The organism is Bradyrhizobium sp. LM2.9 (assembly GCF_054056555.1).
On the sequence record NZ_JBSRYJ010000002.1, the window covers coordinates 5,632,196 to 5,646,216 of the forward strand.

Genomic DNA, 14,021 nt, shown 5'->3' on the forward strand with positions numbered 1-14,021 from the left:
CGGCGATTTGGTGGCGGCCCCTCATTTTCGTCACACCGGGTTCGCGCTGGCGCGCGCTCCGGAGTGACAACGAGATGACTAGACCCCCGCCACCGAGGTCCACAGCTCCGCTAGCTTGCGGCGCAGCGCTTGCCTGCGCGTCAGCGGCGCGGGCGCTTCCTCGTCTTCCGGCAGGCGCAGGCCAACGACGTTGACTCGGCCGCCGGAGATGGAGCGCGCGACGAGCACGATCGGATCCAGCGCGAGCTCGGCGCCCTCTTTCGGCGCGCGGTCGAGATGGACGTCGAAATAATCGGCCAAAGTCAGCTTGCTCTCGTCTTCGCCGGCCTTCACGCCGTAGATCTCCGCGAGCTCGGCGAGCGTATGCTCGCCGGAGACCATGAAGTCGCCGAGCAGATGCGGATCGGGCGCCGAGCTCGGCTGCATGTCGACGAAGAAGCGGTCGAGCGACTCGGCCTTTTCCGGCGGCGCCAGCAGATAGATGTAGTCGCCCGGCGCGATCGGCTCGGCTTCAACCGGCGTCAAAATGTTCTCGTTGCGGATCACCAGCGTCGGCTTGGACCAGGACGGGATCAGGCCGCGGCGGAAATACAGGCTCTTGGGCCGCACCGGATAGCCGACGAGTTGCTGCTCGAGCTGGCCGGGCAGATCGAGCTCGACGCGGCGCGGGCCGCGCTCGGCGCGCGGCAGCGCGACATGAAGCTTGCGCGCGGCCGGCGCCAGCGTCCAGCCCTGCAGCAGCAGCGAGATGATGACGACAACAAAGGCGACGTCGAAATAGAGATAGGCTTTCGTCAGCCCGACCAGCATCGGGATCGAGGCCAGGAAGATCGCGACCGCACCGCGCAGGCCGGTCCAGGCGATGAAGATCTTCTCGCGCCAGTTGAAGCGGAACGGCGCCAGGCACACGAACACCGCGATCGGCCGCGCCACCAGCATCAGCACGAAGGCGATCCCGACCGCCGGCAGCACGCTGGCGCCAAGCCGGCTCGGCGAGACCAGCAGGCCGAGCAGCACGAACATCACGATCTGCGCCAGCCAGGTCGCAGCATCCAGGAACGCCACCACCGAATTATGCGCACGGGTCGGCCGGTTGCCGATGATGATGCCGGCGAGATAGACCGCGAGAAAACCCGAGGCATGCATGATCTGCGAGCCACCGAAGATGACGAGCGCCGCAGTCGTGACAAACGGCGCATGCAGGCCCTGCGGCAGCGCCACCTGGTTGAGCGCGACGACGACCAGACGTCCGCCGAGGAAGCCGACGACGGCGCCCAGCACCGCCTCCAGCAAGAACTCCATCATCACATGCCCGGCCGTGCCCGTTCCGAGGGAGATGTATTCGACCAGCATCAAGGTGAGGAAGATCGCGAAGGGATCGTTGGTGCCGGATTCCACTTCCAGCGTCGCGCCGACACGCGGGCGCAGCCGCAGGCCCTGGGTATGCACCAGCAGAAACACGGCGGCGGCATCAGTCGAGGCCACCACGGCGCCGACCAGCAGCGACTCCGTCCAGTTGAGATCGAGTGCGTATTTGGCGAACGGCGCCGTGATCAGCGCAGTCAGAAGCACGCCGACGGTGGCGAGCACCACGGATGGCGCGAGCACGGTGCGGATGCTGGCAAAGCGCGTCTTCAGGCCGCCGTCGAACAGGATCAGGGCAAGCGCCACCGAGCCGACCAGATAGGTGGTGCGGACGTCGTCGAACTGAAGCTGGCCGGGGCCGGAATCGCCCGCGAGCATGCCGATGGCAAGAAAGACGAGCAGCAAGGGCGCGCCGAAGCGCAGTGCAAGCAGGCTCGACAGGATGCCGGCCAACACCAGGACGGCGCCGAGCAATATGGCGAGACTGACAGAGTCGAGGGAGGCCATCCACCTTCCGGGTACGAATTCGCTGGAATGGCATCCTTATCGTCGGCGGACTCCCGCGCCAACCCATTTTCTCCCGCTCGCGGCAATCTGCCCGTATTTTGCGGCCTTAACGCACTTCACTTAGCGGTGTATCGGTGGCCCGGCCGCTCCCTTTGTGGGATTCTGCGGCGCCCTCGAATCAAATCCTCCCGCCCGCTTCCCGACGAGACCGATGGACATGGACCTCAAAGACTTCATGGAGTTCGTGCAGACCACCGCACGCAGCGTCGGGGCGGAGATCTCCTCACCCTGGTTCTACCTGCAATTCGGCCTGATCCTGGCTGCGGCCGGCATCGCCTATGCCGCGGAAGCCGGGGTTCGCCACCGCGTCGACATGACATCGCTGGCGATGCACTGGCCGCTGCCGCTCCGGCACTTCGCCCGCGTCATGGTGAGCAGCGCCTCGACGGCGGTGTTCACCCTGCTGGTGATCATCTCCCGCGTGGTGATGTATCACGCGACCTGGCCGAGCCGCAGCTATCTGCTGATGGTCGCCGCCAAGCTCGGGCTGGCCTGGCTCGCGATCCGGCTGCTGACCTCGATGCTGCGCAACGCCTTCATCGTCAAGCTGGTGTCGATCACGGCCTGGTTTGTCGCCGCGCTCTCCATCCTCGGCCAGCTCGATGCGACGGTGGATTTGCTGGATTCCTTCGCCATCGTGCTCGGCGGCCTGCGGCTGACGCCGCTGCTGGTGATCAAGGCCGGCGCGCTGCTGCTCATCGCGCTCTGGGCCACCAATATCGCCAGCAATTTCGCCGAGAGCCGGATCAATTCGACGACCGATTTGACCCCGTCGGTGCAGGTGCTGCTGATCAAGATCATCCGCATCGGACTTCTGGCCATCGCAATTGTCATTGCGCTCGGCGCGGTCGGCATCGACCTCTCCGCGCTCGCGGTGTTCTCCGGCGCGGTCGGCGTCGGCATCGGTATCGGCCTGCAGAAGATCGTCGCCAATTTCATCTCGGGCATCATCCTGCTCGCCGACAAATCGGTGAAGCCCGGCGACCTCGTCACCATCGGGGACAACACCGGGCGCATCAGCGCGATGAAGACGCGCTATATTTCCGTCGCCGCCGGCGACGGCCGCGAATTCCTGGTGCCGAACGAGGATCTGGTGACGCAGAAAGTGGTCAACTGGACCTATACCGACAAGAACACGCTGGTGAAGATCGCCTTCGGCACCAATTACGACGCCGATCCGCGGCTGGTCTGCAAGCTCGCCGCCGAGACCGCCGCCGCCCATCCCCGCGCGCAGAAGGGCAAGCCGCCGAACAGCATTTTGACCGAGTTCGCGGAAGCCGGAATGAAGTTCTCGCTGACCTTCTGGATCGCGGACCCCGACGGCATGGACGGCGTCAAGAGCGACGTGATGCTGGCGTTGTGGGAGGCCTTCAAGCGCGAGGGCATCCGGGTTCCCTACCCTGTCCGCGAAATCCGCATCCGCGGCGGCGCCCTGCCGGTGGAAACCACCGTAGAAGTCCCGAATTAGGCCCGCTTACGGGCACAAGACAGGCACGCCTGACTTGCATGAAGGCCCGCAATCATTAAATTGGAGCGTGAAATCAAGCCTTTCCGCCGATATCGAGCCCACCCCAGAAGATAGCGCCTGCATGAGTTACGTCGAAGCTTCCGATACCTCCCTGCGCAAGACCGGACAGATCAAGCTGCACGGACCGAGCGCCTTTGCCGGCATGCGCAAGGCGGGAGCGCTGGTGGCGAAGTGCCTCGACGAGCTCACCGACATCGTCGGGCCCGGCGTGCCGACCGAGCGCATCGACCAGTTCGTCCGCGACTTCGCCTTCAGCAACAATGCCTATCCGGCGACGCTGATGTATCGCGGCTACCGCTACTCGACCTGCACCTCGCTCAACCACGTGGTCTGCCACGGCATGCCCGGCGACCGTCCGTTGAAAGAGGGCGACATCGTCAACATCGACGTCACCTTCATCGTCGACGGCTGGTATGGCGATTCCAGCCGCATGTATGCGGTCGGCCCGATCGCGCGCAAGGCCGAACGGCTGATCGAAGTGACGTATGAGGCGATGATGCGGGGTATCGCCGCGGTGAAGCCCGGCGCCACCACCGGCGACATCGGCCACGCCATCCAGAGCTTCGTCGAGCCGCAGGCCATGAGCGTGGTGCGCGATTTCTGCGGCCATGGCCTCGGGCGCATGTTCCACGACGAGCCGAACATCATCCATATCGGCCGGCCGGGCGAAGGCGTGCAGCTCAAGCCGGGCATGTTCTTCACCATCGAGCCGATGATCAATCTCGGCAAGCCGCATGTGAAGATCCTGTCCGACGGCTGGACCGCCGTCACCCGCGACCGCTCGCTGTCGGCGCAGTTCGAGCATTCCGTCGGCGTCACCGCAACCGGCGTCGAGATCTTCACGCTATCGGAGCGGCACGGCGAGAAGCAGATCGGGTGATGGCGGCGCAAGCGCCGACGCGCGCCTATCGCGGCCGGCGGAACGACGACGGCCGCCGCTTGTAGGTCGCGGCAAAGGCATCGTTGAATCTGCGAACGCTGCCGAAACCTGCGGCGAAGGCGATCTCCGCCAATGTCATGCTGGTCTGGTCGATCAGGCGCTTGGCTTCCTGCACCCGCCGCGTCGCTGCGATCTCGCTCGGGCTCGCCCCGGCGTGGCGCATGAACAGGCGAAGCAGGTGGCGCGGCCCGACGCCAAGGGCTTCTGCAAGCTCCGTCGTTGACGCCTGATCCAGAAAGCCGTCATGGATCAGACGCATCCCGCGCGCCACGGTGCTCGCCGTTCCCATCCAGGCCGGCGACCCCGGCGCCGTTTCCGGCCGGCAGCGGAGGCACGGGCGAAAGCCGGCCCGCTCGGCGGCGGCAGCTGTCGCATAGAAGGTGACGTTCTCGGAGCGAGCAGGACGAACCGGACAGACCGGCCGGCAATAGATGCGCGTCGAGCGGACACCGGAGAAGAACAGTCCGTCGAAAGCGCGCGCACGCGCCAGCCGAGCCCGATCGCAGGTTTCCCAGTCGAGATGCGGTGGCAGCGTTTGCCGATGCGCCGAGCCTGTCGCCATTGCGCGATAATAATGCCCGCGCTGCACGCCGGGTAGCTGAAATCGGACTCGATCGGGCGATGAGGTCCGAATTCAGCCAGCCTCTCCCGGCGCTCCGGATCATGGTGTCGATCGCTTCAGGAGCAAATTGCATGAGCACGCAGGGGCAACAAACGACGCCAAGGAAGACCACTCTCGCGCTCGAGATCGGGCTCCTGCTGCTGCTCTCGCTGATCTGGGGCAGTTCGTTCACGCTGATCAAGGTCGCGATCCCGACGATTCCGCCCTTCACGATGGTCGCCGCGCGGGCGACGATCGCGGCCATTATCCTGATCCTGATCGCTCTCGCGCAGGGACACGCCCTTCCCCACCGAGGATCGGTCTGGGCGGCCCTCTTCGTGCAAGGGCTGCTGCAGAGTGCGCTGCCCTTCACCCTGATCAGCTGGGGCGAGGCACATATCGCAAGCGGTCTCGCCGGCGTACTCAATGCAACCCCGCCGATGTTTGTGCTCGCGATCGCGATGATGACCGTGCGCGGGCGGCTGAGCATCAACGGCCAGAAGCTCATCGGCGTCGGTCTCGGTCTCGCGGGTGTCGCCGTGACCATAGGTGCCGATGCGTTTTCGGGGATCGGCACGGCCGCTCCGCTGGCCCAGGCAGCGGTACTATGCGCGAGCCTCTGCTATGCGCTCGCACCGATATGGGGGCAGCGCTTCTCGGGGCGTCCCGCGATCGTCACGGCGGCCGGAGCCATGAGTTTGCGCCGCGCTTCTCATGCTCCCGATCGCCACCGCTCTCGAACAGCCGTGGACACTGGCGCCGCCGCCGGCGCAGGCGATCGCGGCGGTGATCGCGCTCGCGGTGGTCTGCACGGCTTTCGCGATGGTGATCTATTTCCGGCTGATCCACACGCTCGGTCCGCTCGGCACGACAAGCGGAAGCTATCTGCGCGCCGGTTTCGCGGTGGCGCTCGGCACCGCATGGCTCGGCGAGCAATTTACCTGGTCCAGTCTTGCCGGAATGCTGTTCATTCTCGCCGGTGTGGTGGCGGTCACGGTGCCCGCACCAGCGCACGGCGCCAGGAGACCGGCGGGCTGAGTCACCATCTTCAAAGCCAGATGCCAGGACCTGCGCGCCGTCCCGCAATTGACGGTTGCAAAAGCGCTGGTCCGCGGCAATGCTGGCGGCCAATGCCCGCCAAGTCAGACCACGACAAGAGCAAGCCGGAGGAAGCGCCGCACTATCTCGGCCATCGCGAGCGGCTGCGCGAGCGCTTCTACAGCGCCGGTGCGGATGCGCTCAGCGACTACGAGCTGCTGGAGATGGCCCTGTTTCCGGCGCTGCCGCGGCGCGACACCAAGCCGCTGGCGAAGACGCTCATCAAGACGTTCGGCTCGTTCGCCGAAGTCGTCCATGCCCCGGTGGCGCGCCTGCGCGAGGTCGACGGCGTCGGCGAGCCCGCGATCCACCAGCTCAAGCTGATCGCGGCGGCATCGCATCGCGTCGCCAAGGGCGAGGTCAACAGCCGCAACGCGCTGTCGTCCTGGAACGAGGTGATCGACTATTGCCGCACCAGCATGGCGTTTGCCGACAAGGAGCAATTCCGCCTGCTGTTCCTCGACAAGCGCAACCAGCTCATCGCCGACGAGGTGCAGCAGACCGGCACCGTCGACCACACCCCGGTCTATCCGCGCGAGGTGATCAAGCGCGCGCTGGAATTGTCCGCGACCGCGCTGATCCTGGTGCACAACCACCCCTCCGGCGATCCGACGCCCTCGCAGGCGGACATCCAGATGACCAAGGCGATCGTCGATATCGCAGCCCCGCTCGGCATCTCCGTGCACGACCACATCATCGTCGGCAAGAACGGGCATGCGAGTCTGAAGGGCTTGAGGCTGATGTGATAGCGACAAGCAGCCTAGAGCCGTTCCGATCGAATCGGAACCTGTTTCTTTATTTTGACGCGTTTCTTCGCGCGAACCGGTATCCACTTCGCTGGAAGACGCTCAAGCGGCACCCGCGCTCCCTCGCTGACAAGCACCGCCTTGCGCGCCCTTGAAACGTCAGGGTACGATTGTTCATTGGTGAAGATTGAAGATGTGCAGCTTGGTCAGCCAGGCCCCGTCGGGCTGGTGCTCGAAGATGCGGACGGTGTTCCCCGACACTTTCGTCGGCTCGCCGGTCTTGTTGATGATGTTGAGCGTCCAGCGGGCCTCCTGATAGGCATACTGACCATCTTGCCGAATACTGACGATCTCGAACGTATGATCCTTCCGGTTGCCCGGCTTGAGGCGGTCTTCCCAGAACTTTCCGATCGCTTGCTGCCCGTTGACCGGCTGGGCCCCCGGCGGCAGCACAACCGCGTCATTCGTGTACATCGCGAGAAACGCAGCGGGGGTGTTGGTATTGTACGCGGCAAGCCAGCGGGCATTGTCCGCCTCCATGACGGCACGCAGATCCTCGGCCCTCGCGCTTCCGACCGCGGCGAGCGCAACCAGCAGCACTGCACAGAGCGCATACTTCGCTTTCATGGCTAGACCCTCCCAAGAAAATGGAGTCCGATATAACGAGCCTCCGACAAATCCCAGGTTAGACGAACGAGCGAGACGCGAAATCCCGCGAATACGGAAACGTATCCCCCAAACATCGGATGCGCTCTCTTGTGACGGTTTAGGAAACCGGTAGCAGGAGGTTGAGGGTCGTGCCGGCGGCGGATGGCTGGATGTCGAGCCGGCCGCCAATGACTTTCGCGCGGTGCCTCATGCTGGCGATGCCCCGGCCGGTGCGCTCGCCACAGAAACCTGTGCCGTTGTCACGCACGCAGATATAGACGTGCTCGCCCGCGGCGTCCAATCCGGTTTCCACGCGTATGCTGGTCGCGTGAGCGTGCTTCACGATATTGGTGAAGGCCTCCTGCAGGATACGTAGAATGTGCAGCACGTTCTGTGGCGTCAGGCAAGGGAGCCCGGGCACCTCACTCACCTGCCAATCGAGTTCGATGCCTTGTTTGCGCAGCCGTCCGTCGAGCCGGTAGCGTAGATTCCCCATCACCGGCAGGAGATCGTTTTCGGTCGGCTCCAGCGAATCGATGGTGAGTCTCAGGTCGTCCAGGCATTCGCGCAATGCGGCGGCGACCTCCATTGCGGACAACTCGCCATGCTCGACCAGGCTCAAGGCAGAGATCAACTGCGCGCCGATGCCGTCGTGCATGTCGCGCATGATGCGGCTGCGTTCTTCGACAATCGCCTGCTGGCGTTCCATCATCTGCATGCGCTGGTAGTTGCGTGCCAGCTCGGCGTGCTTTTCGGCGACGCGCTGTTCCAGTTCCGCGTTAAGTTTTTCGGTGTCGTTGAGCGATCTTACGAAGCGGTCGATAAGGATCCACCCTATCATGATGAACATCGGCACGTAGGCAAACGGTTGGTATCGCGGCAGGTCTATCGGATAGGACAAGAGGCGCTCGTTGGCGGAGATCACAAGCTTGATTGACCCCGCAATGGCAAGGCCAAGCGTCTCCAGTGTCCTTCGTTGCCAGGCAAGCGTCCAAAAGACCGCGACATAGACGATGGTCAGTACGAAGGTCATAAGCCACCATTGTTGGGTGACCCATCCCCCGAAGCCGACAAAGGACGCGTAGTCGAGAAACGGCGAGGCGACCAGATAAGCCCACAACCAACGTTCCAGGCGCGGCCAGCGCCACCCGCCGTAGCGCAGTGCAAAAAGGCACATGAGGACGATGTAGGCTTCCAATCCAGCCCAGACCAGTACGCCCCAGTACGGGAATGGAATGGGTGGCTCGGCTATCACATATCGACCGGCAACAAAGAGAGCGAACGCGAGAGCCGTTAGCGCAGCGTAGCCGTACATGGTCTCGTGGCGGCGACGCAGCCACATGAGCAGAATGAACAGTCCGAAACCGGCTGAAAAGACAACAATCATCTGCGGGCCGGTGACCGAGACCCAAACACGTCGCTCGTACACCGCGCGCACCAAGGGCTCTGGCCCGATCGTCATGCCGGACAAAGCTCCGCGCGTACCGCTCTTGACCCATAACCTCAGATGGACCGTGTTGGGGCCCGCATGCAGAAGGTCGTGACGGATGGAAAACAGCTGAGGGGGATGCCCAAGCAGAACCGGCGGAGCGCCGGGCACAAAGGTCGGAGGTGGTTGCTCAGTGCGTGAGGTTCGCTCAAAGGGCCCCGTCTGGCCCACGTGAACGCCGTTCACGTACAAGGCCCCAAAGGTCTGGAGCAAAGGCAACGTAGGCTGCGTAGAGTTTATCCGGCTCGACGGGCAAGACGATGTGCAGTCGGTACCAGCCGTAGCCCCAGACACCGGGGCGCGAAACGAGCCAGTTGTCGGGCAAAATCTGCCGCCGCCAAGCCGCCGAATCCGATGGCGGCTCAGACGAGTCGCTGAAGATGAACTCGGCTTGATCGAGTCGCAGCAGTGGCTCGCCGGTAGCTCCGATGGACGGAATCGGCGCGAGCATCGGCGCGAGAACGAGCGCGAGTACACCGAGAAGCAGTAGCCCGAGCGAATTTTGTGGCGACCGCAGGACCGTTGCGGCGACATACCTAGATAAGCCCCATCTTTCCGGCTTCATAGACGGCCTCCCCGCGGGAATGCACGGCGAGCTTCTGATAGATTTTCTTCACATGCGAAACGACGGTATGATGCGACAGGCCGAGCAATCGGGATATCTCGCCGAAACTGAAGCCCTTGGCGATGAAAGCCAGCACCTCCGACTCCCGCACCGACAGCGCCGTCTCCGGTTTCGCCTCCGCCGCAACGGCCGCAGGCTTCAGCCGCCTCAGCAACTGCCGGGCGATCACCGGGCTGATGGGAGAGCCCCCGGCGCGCAGTTGTTTGATCAGATGGACGAACTCCTGGGGCAAGCTGTCCTTGAGGATGTACCCTGTCGCCCCTGCCTCTATGCTGGCGAGCACATGGTCTTCGTCGCCGAAAACCGTGATGACCATGATGTCCGTGTCGGGGTGGCGGTGCGCTGTTTCCCGGATCAGGTCGATGCCGCTGCCGTCGGGTAGTCCGAGATCCGTCAGCAAGACGTCAGGTGCCGCCTTGCTCATCGCCTGCCGGGCGGAGGCGACGTCAGCCACCGCGGCGAAGAGTTCGAGTTCCGCGTCAGAGGCCACAATCTTGCAGAATCGAGTCAGAAACGCCGGGTCGTCCTCGACTACCATTACGGTCGTCATGATGCCCTCCTCGGGCAGGGGCCGCTACTTACGAGGATAGGGGATAATTGCCATTTTGGGCATACCGCGAACACGGGATAACGGCCGTGCTGGCAAGTCGGCGAAGTTGGTCGACGACGGCGCGATAACCGCTAAGCGGCCCAGCGCGGACTTGGTCTCAGATTTGACAACCTACCGTGCCGCTGAAGTACACCAAGAGACCGAGATTGACTCAACGGGATCGTCACGAACAGACACCACCTACCGCCCCCAATGAGCGAGCCCTGTCCTTGCATACGCGGTAACAACGCCAACGCTATCAACATGATAAATCGCCCGGTCCATTGTCCACAACCACCTCAGGCGATCCCTCGCCCTCGCAGGCCGACATCCAGATGACGAAAGCGATCATCGACATCGCAAAGCCGCTCGGTATCTCCGTGCACGACCACATCATCGTGGGCCGAGGCGGCCATGCCAGCCTGCGTGGGCTGCGGTTGATCTAGGCTATCGAATCACATGACAAGGACAGCATGAGCGATTGGCTGCACAATCTGCCACTGCCCTGGATGGCGCTGGTGGTCTTCGGTTTCACCTATCTGGTGGCGATGGCCATCTTCGCGGCCGTCGCGCTTGTCGCAACGGGGGAGCGCGCGAAATCGCTGAAGGCGATCTCACCGGGCATGCTGCCGGTGCTCGGCATCATCTTCGGCCTGTTCGTCGCCTTTACCGCGGCGCAGGTCTGGGGCGACAGCGACCGCGCCGGCGCCGCGGTGAGCCGTGAGGCCAGCGCGCTGCGAAGCGCCGTGCTGCTCGCCGCCGGCCTGCCGGCAGAGCAGGAGACAAGGCTGCGCGGCCTGGTGCGCGACTATGTCGAGCAGGCCGTCACGGTGGAATGGCCGATGATGGCGCATCAGGAGGCCTCGCTGAAGGTGACGCCGCCCGCGCTCGCCGAAGCCTTGCAGCTCGTCGTCGCGATGGCACCGCAGGGCCGGAATCAGGAGACCGTGCAGCACGAGATCATCAGCGCGCTCCAGCAGGCGCTGGATGCGCGGCGGCAGCGGATCATCGTCAGCCTCGCCGCGGTGAATTCGGTCAAATGGTGGTGCCTGTATCTCCAGGCGGCCTGCGCGCTGCTGGTGATCGGCCTCGTCCATTGCGACAACCGGCTGGGATCGGCGATCGCGATGGGCCTGTTCGCGACCGGCGTCGCGACCTCGGTTCTCTTGATCGCCGCGCACGACCGGCCGTTCGCCGGCCAGATCTCGATCCGGCCGGAGCCGCTGCTCCAGATCATGCCGGAATCAGCGGCGAAAAGTTGAGGCGCGACAGCTCGTCTCGATCTCAGTAGCAGTATCGGGGATCGACCGGGACGTAGGAGCCGTCCCGGCGCTGCATGTAGCAACCGCGCTGATAGGCGTAGTAGCCGGAGCGGCGGCGTTCGCCCTCGGAGGCGATCGCAGCACCCGTGCCGGCGCCGACGACAGCGCCGATGGCGGCTCCACGGCCCCCGCCGAGCGCGCCACCCACGATCGCTCCACCGACGCCGCCGAGGATGGCACCGCCAATTGCGTCCTGCGCCGCCGCCTCGTGGACCGGCATCGCCATCGCGACCGTCAGACATGCCGCGATCGCGAAACTTCCAATATGAAGACCTCGAAGCATGCTCGCCCTCCCCCTGTGGTCAGGCGAGTCATAGCGCCGGAAGCGGATTCGGGCCAGACAAATTGCCGACGCCGCGCCTCATCACGTCATGCGGTGGCGCCGGAGGCGTAGCGCGACGGCGGCTTTAATGATGCCGCTTGCGATGCACGGGCTTGCCGATTCATCTCAAGCATCGACCCAGCGCTGCACGGCCTCGGCGGTGTCGGCGGGCGTGGTGTTGAAACAGATCGCGGCGTCAGGCGCCAGGCGGTGGACGAGGTTGAGCACCTTCTCGAACAGCAGCAGACGCTCCTTCGGCTCGCGCAGGCCCGCGCCGATCACGATGCAGTCGAAGCTCTCGTCGCGCAACGCTGCCGTGACGGCGGCTTCCGCCGCGGCATCGAGATCGATCAGGCAGCTCGTGACCTCGTAACCGAGATCGCGCAGGCGCAGCAGCTGCGCATCGATGTAGTCGCGCACGAGTTCCGGTGTGAGCAGCGGGAATGCGCTGTAGTCCGCATTGCCGGGTTCGATGCCGATCGCGAGGACGCGCTTGGTCATGCAGGAATCCTTGCGGGACTGCCTCGCGTCGCTAACGGAGGAGGGTCCCTGCCGGTTCCCTCGGGGGCGACCGCCTCGATCCCGGTCCCGCCGCTCATTTTCCCGGCGAGGCTGTAACCCAGTTCACACGCGCCGCGCCGGCGGCCTGCCAGATTTGGGAGATCACGCTGCCGTCACGCCCTGATCACGGCACCTGGTTCACTTGGACTGACACGGAGTTGCGATAATTCATTCATTGCAGGAGCGGAAAATGGTCTCATTCGAGAGTTTGAAAAGCGAATACGAGCGGAATTGGGCCAATCTCGAGATCCGGCCTCCACGCCTCTCCGACGCGAACGGGGTCGCACGCAAGGCCATTAACGGCAAGGCGACCTATCAGCAGGTCGAGCGGCTGACCGGCGTCCCCTGGTATTTCGCTGCCCTCTGTCATTACCGCGAGTCCAATTTCGATTTCGACACCTATCTCGGCAACGGCGAAACGCTTCATCGCGCCACGACCGTCGTTCCGAAAGGGCGCGGTCCGTTTGCCACGTTCGTGGACGGCGCCGTGGATGCATTCAGAATCGAAAATTTCGTCGGCGCTCACGACTGGGGTATCGCGCGGATTCTGTTCCGGCTCGAGGCGTTCAACGGCTTCGGCTATCACGCCAAGGGCTGCAATTCGCCCTATCTTTATGGTGGTTCGACATTGTATGGCCCGCCCGAGGCAAGGGCCGGCAAGTTCGTCCGCGACCATGTGTTCGATTCGAACCACGTCGATTCCCAGCTCGGCACCGCCGTGATCCTGCATGCGATGATGTCGCTCGATTCCTCGATCACGCTCGACGGCAACCCGCAATTCGCGAGCCGCGTGGAACCGGAGGACGACTCGGCATCGACGATCGTTCTCATGCAGCAGGCGCTCAACAAGCTCGGCGCCAATCCGCCGCTCGACGAGGACGGCATCAGTGGACCGAAGACGAAGACCGCGGTCTCGCAGTTTCAGCAGCGGAACGGCCTGAGGGATACCGGACTTCTCGACGGCGCCACGGTCGCCGCTCTCACGCGCACGGCGCAGTCGGACCCCACCGGACCGACCGGCGATGTGTCCCAGATCATGAAGCGGCTTGAGGACCTCGCACAATTGCTGCGGCCACCGGCCGGCGGTGTGACGCCGGGAACGACGACATCGGGCAACACGCTGCCCGCCACCAACGATCCGATCAGCCTGTTCGAACGGCTCCTTTCCCTCGTCAACAAGACAGCTCCCATGCCAGGACCAGTCACCCCGACCAGCCCCGCCCCCGTCAATCAGTTGAAGCAGGTGGTCGACCTGCTCAGTACCTTGCTCAACAAGGACGGCAAGCCTGTCCTCGGCCAGGTCAACGGCGCGCTCGGCGACACCATCGGCAAGATGCTCGACGGCAAGAAGACTGCGCTCGGCATCGGCGGCTCGCTGATCACGGCGCTGCTCTCTTCGGTGACGGCGAGCCCCAACGCGGGCGGTATTGCCGGACTGCTCGGGACGATCGTGTCCGCCGTGCCTGGCCTCGGCCAGTTCGCGATGCCGATCTCCCTGGCACTCACGGCCTGGGGCGTGCTCGGCAAGCTGGAGAAGTGGGCCCAAGGCACCGCGCCGCCGCCGAAGGCGACGACGTAACCTGCGGTGATCCTTCGAGACGGCTACCTATGGCGGGCCCT

At 64.3% G+C, this 14,021-nt stretch carries 14 protein-coding genes and 2 pseudogenes; 8 read left to right on the forward strand and 8 right to left on the reverse strand.

Translation table 11 applies throughout. The features are described 5' to 3' along the window. Window positions 1-78: 78 nt before the first annotated feature. A complete protein-coding gene (locus ACVWW3_RS29190; protein ID WP_247348664.1) occupies window positions 79-1,872 on the reverse strand; it encodes a potassium/proton antiporter in 1,794 nt (597 codons plus the stop codon). Window positions 1,873-2,083: 211 nt separating this feature from the next. Here ACVWW3_RS29190 and ACVWW3_RS29195 point away from each other — a divergent pair, with 211 nt between their 5' ends. Beyond that, complete coding sequence (locus tag ACVWW3_RS29195; protein WP_456647836.1) at window positions 2,084-3,400, forward strand: mechanosensitive ion channel family protein; 1,317 nt, start codon at window positions 2,084-2,086, stop codon at window positions 3,398-3,400. A 121-nt stretch (window positions 3,401-3,521) separates the two neighbouring features. After that, complete coding sequence (gene map, locus ACVWW3_RS29200; protein ID WP_007597786.1) at window positions 3,522-4,340, forward strand: type I methionyl aminopeptidase; 819 nt, start codon at window positions 3,522-3,524, stop codon at window positions 4,338-4,340. Between the two features lie 25 nt (window positions 4,341-4,365). Here the strand turns inward: map and ACVWW3_RS29205 are convergent, their stop codons facing one another. Next, window positions 4,366-4,962, reverse strand: a complete 597-nt coding sequence (locus tag ACVWW3_RS29205; protein WP_456649723.1) for an Ada metal-binding domain-containing protein — start codon at window positions 4,960-4,962, stop codon at window positions 4,366-4,368. 131 nt (window positions 4,963-5,093) lie between these two features. On the opposite strand from ACVWW3_RS29205, the pseudogene ACVWW3_RS29210 reads away from it, so the two are divergent. The 3 genes and pseudogenes from ACVWW3_RS29210 to radC form a co-directional block, all read left to right on the forward strand. Next, window positions 5,094-5,210 (forward strand): annotated as a pseudogene (locus ACVWW3_RS29210) (DMT family transporter); the annotation flags it as partial. A 505-nt stretch (window positions 5,211-5,715) separates the two neighbouring features. Further along, a complete protein-coding gene (locus tag ACVWW3_RS29215; protein ID WP_456672431.1) occupies window positions 5,716-6,039 on the forward strand; it encodes an EamA family transporter in 324 nt (107 codons plus the stop codon). A 92-nt stretch (window positions 6,040-6,131) separates the two neighbouring features. After that, complete coding sequence (gene radC, locus ACVWW3_RS29220; RefSeq protein WP_456647834.1) at window positions 6,132-6,845, forward strand: RadC family protein; 714 nt, start codon at window positions 6,132-6,134, stop codon at window positions 6,843-6,845. Window positions 6,846-7,019: 174 nt separating this feature from the next. Here the strand turns inward: radC and ACVWW3_RS29225 are convergent, their stop codons facing one another. The 4 genes from ACVWW3_RS29225 to ACVWW3_RS29240 form a co-directional block, all read right to left on the reverse strand. Beyond that, entirely contained in the window at window positions 7,020-7,472 is a 453-nt protein-coding gene (locus tag ACVWW3_RS29225; protein ID WP_456647833.1) for a YybH family protein, read from the reverse strand. A gap of 139 nt (window positions 7,473-7,611) precedes the next feature. Further along, window positions 7,612-8,955: a sensor histidine kinase gene (locus tag ACVWW3_RS29230; RefSeq protein ID WP_456672226.1), complete on the reverse strand. Its 1,344-nt coding sequence runs from the start codon at window positions 8,953-8,955 to the stop codon at window positions 7,612-7,614. A gap of 175 nt (window positions 8,956-9,130) precedes the next feature. Next, window positions 9,131-9,547 carry a hypothetical protein gene (locus ACVWW3_RS29235; RefSeq protein ID WP_456672469.1) on the reverse strand — a complete coding sequence of 139 codons (417 nt, stop codon included), beginning with the start codon at window positions 9,545-9,547 and terminating at the stop codon, window positions 9,131-9,133. Next, window positions 9,519-10,157, reverse strand: coding sequence for a response regulator transcription factor (locus ACVWW3_RS29240; protein ID WP_354104242.1), 639 nt, complete (start codon window positions 10,155-10,157; stop codon window positions 9,519-9,521). Before ACVWW3_RS29240 ends, ACVWW3_RS29235 begins: the two co-directional genes overlap by 29 nt. Before the next feature lie 322 nt (window positions 10,158-10,479). Here ACVWW3_RS29240 and ACVWW3_RS29245 point away from each other — a divergent pair. After that, window positions 10,480-10,642: pseudogene (locus ACVWW3_RS29245) on the forward strand (JAB domain-containing protein); the annotation flags it as partial. A gap of 27 nt (window positions 10,643-10,669) precedes the next feature. After that, complete coding sequence (locus ACVWW3_RS29250) at window positions 10,670-11,458, forward strand: bestrophin-like domain (protein WP_456647831.1); 789 nt, start codon at window positions 10,670-10,672, stop codon at window positions 11,456-11,458. Window positions 11,459-11,480: 22 nt separating this feature from the next. Here ACVWW3_RS29250 and ACVWW3_RS29255 read toward each other — a convergent pair whose 3' ends face one another. Together ACVWW3_RS29255 and ACVWW3_RS29260 are read right to left on the reverse strand one after the other, a co-directional pair. Continuing rightward, the gene (locus tag ACVWW3_RS29255) at window positions 11,481-11,801 is read right to left on the reverse strand and encodes a hypothetical protein (protein ID WP_247445396.1); all 321 of its coding nucleotides are present in this window, start codon (window positions 11,799-11,801) and stop codon (window positions 11,481-11,483) included. A 165-nt stretch (window positions 11,802-11,966) separates the two neighbouring features. Next, complete coding sequence (locus ACVWW3_RS29260; protein WP_247445397.1) at window positions 11,967-12,341, reverse strand: hypothetical protein; 375 nt, start codon at window positions 12,339-12,341, stop codon at window positions 11,967-11,969. Between the two features lie 250 nt (window positions 12,342-12,591). Between ACVWW3_RS29260 and ACVWW3_RS29265 the strand changes: the two genes are divergently transcribed. After that, window positions 12,592-13,980 (forward strand): peptidoglycan-binding protein, encoded by a 1,389-nt coding sequence (locus ACVWW3_RS29265; protein WP_247348650.1) that lies wholly within the window; start codon window positions 12,592-12,594, stop codon window positions 13,978-13,980. Window positions 13,981-14,021: the final 41 nt, after the last annotated feature.

Excerpts from the sequence above, each read along its gene's own strand:
- ACVWW3_RS29190 (WP_247348664.1), bottom strand. The coding sequence starts at position 1,872 with ATGGCCTCCCTCGACTCTGTCAGTCTCGCCATATTGCTCGGCGCCGTC.
- ACVWW3_RS29195 (WP_456647836.1), top strand. The coding sequence starts at position 2,084 with ATGGACATGGACCTCAAAGACTTCATGGAGTTCGTGCAGACCACCGCA.
- map (WP_007597786.1), top strand. The coding sequence starts at position 3,522 with ATGAGTTACGTCGAAGCTTCCGATACCTCCCTGCGCAAGACCGGACAG.
- ACVWW3_RS29205 (WP_456649723.1), bottom strand. The coding sequence starts at position 4,962 with ATGGCGACAGGCTCGGCGCATCGGCAAACGCTGCCACCGCATCTCGAC.
- ACVWW3_RS29215 (WP_456672431.1), top strand. The coding sequence starts at position 5,716 with ATGCTCCCGATCGCCACCGCTCTCGAACAGCCGTGGACACTGGCGCCG.
- radC (WP_456647834.1), top strand. The coding sequence starts at position 6,132 with ATGCCCGCCAAGTCAGACCACGACAAGAGCAAGCCGGAGGAAGCGCCG.
- ACVWW3_RS29225 (WP_456647833.1), bottom strand. The coding sequence starts at position 7,472 with ATGAAAGCGAAGTATGCGCTCTGTGCAGTGCTGCTGGTTGCGCTCGCC.
- ACVWW3_RS29230 (WP_456672226.1), bottom strand. The coding sequence starts at position 8,955 with ATGACGATCGGGCCAGAGCCCTTGGTGCGCGCGGTGTACGAGCGACGT.
- ACVWW3_RS29235 (WP_456672469.1), bottom strand. The coding sequence starts at position 9,547 with ATGAAGCCGGAAAGATGGGGCTTATCTAGGTATGTCGCCGCAACGGTC.
- ACVWW3_RS29240 (WP_354104242.1), bottom strand. The coding sequence starts at position 10,157 with ATGACGACCGTAATGGTAGTCGAGGACGACCCGGCGTTTCTGACTCGA.
- ACVWW3_RS29250 (WP_456647831.1), top strand. The coding sequence starts at position 10,670 with ATGAGCGATTGGCTGCACAATCTGCCACTGCCCTGGATGGCGCTGGTG.
- ACVWW3_RS29255 (WP_247445396.1), bottom strand. The coding sequence starts at position 11,801 with ATGCTTCGAGGTCTTCATATTGGAAGTTTCGCGATCGCGGCATGTCTG.
- ACVWW3_RS29260 (WP_247445397.1), bottom strand. The coding sequence starts at position 12,341 with ATGACCAAGCGCGTCCTCGCGATCGGCATCGAACCCGGCAATGCGGAC.
- ACVWW3_RS29265 (WP_247348650.1), top strand. The coding sequence starts at position 12,592 with ATGGTCTCATTCGAGAGTTTGAAAAGCGAATACGAGCGGAATTGGGCC.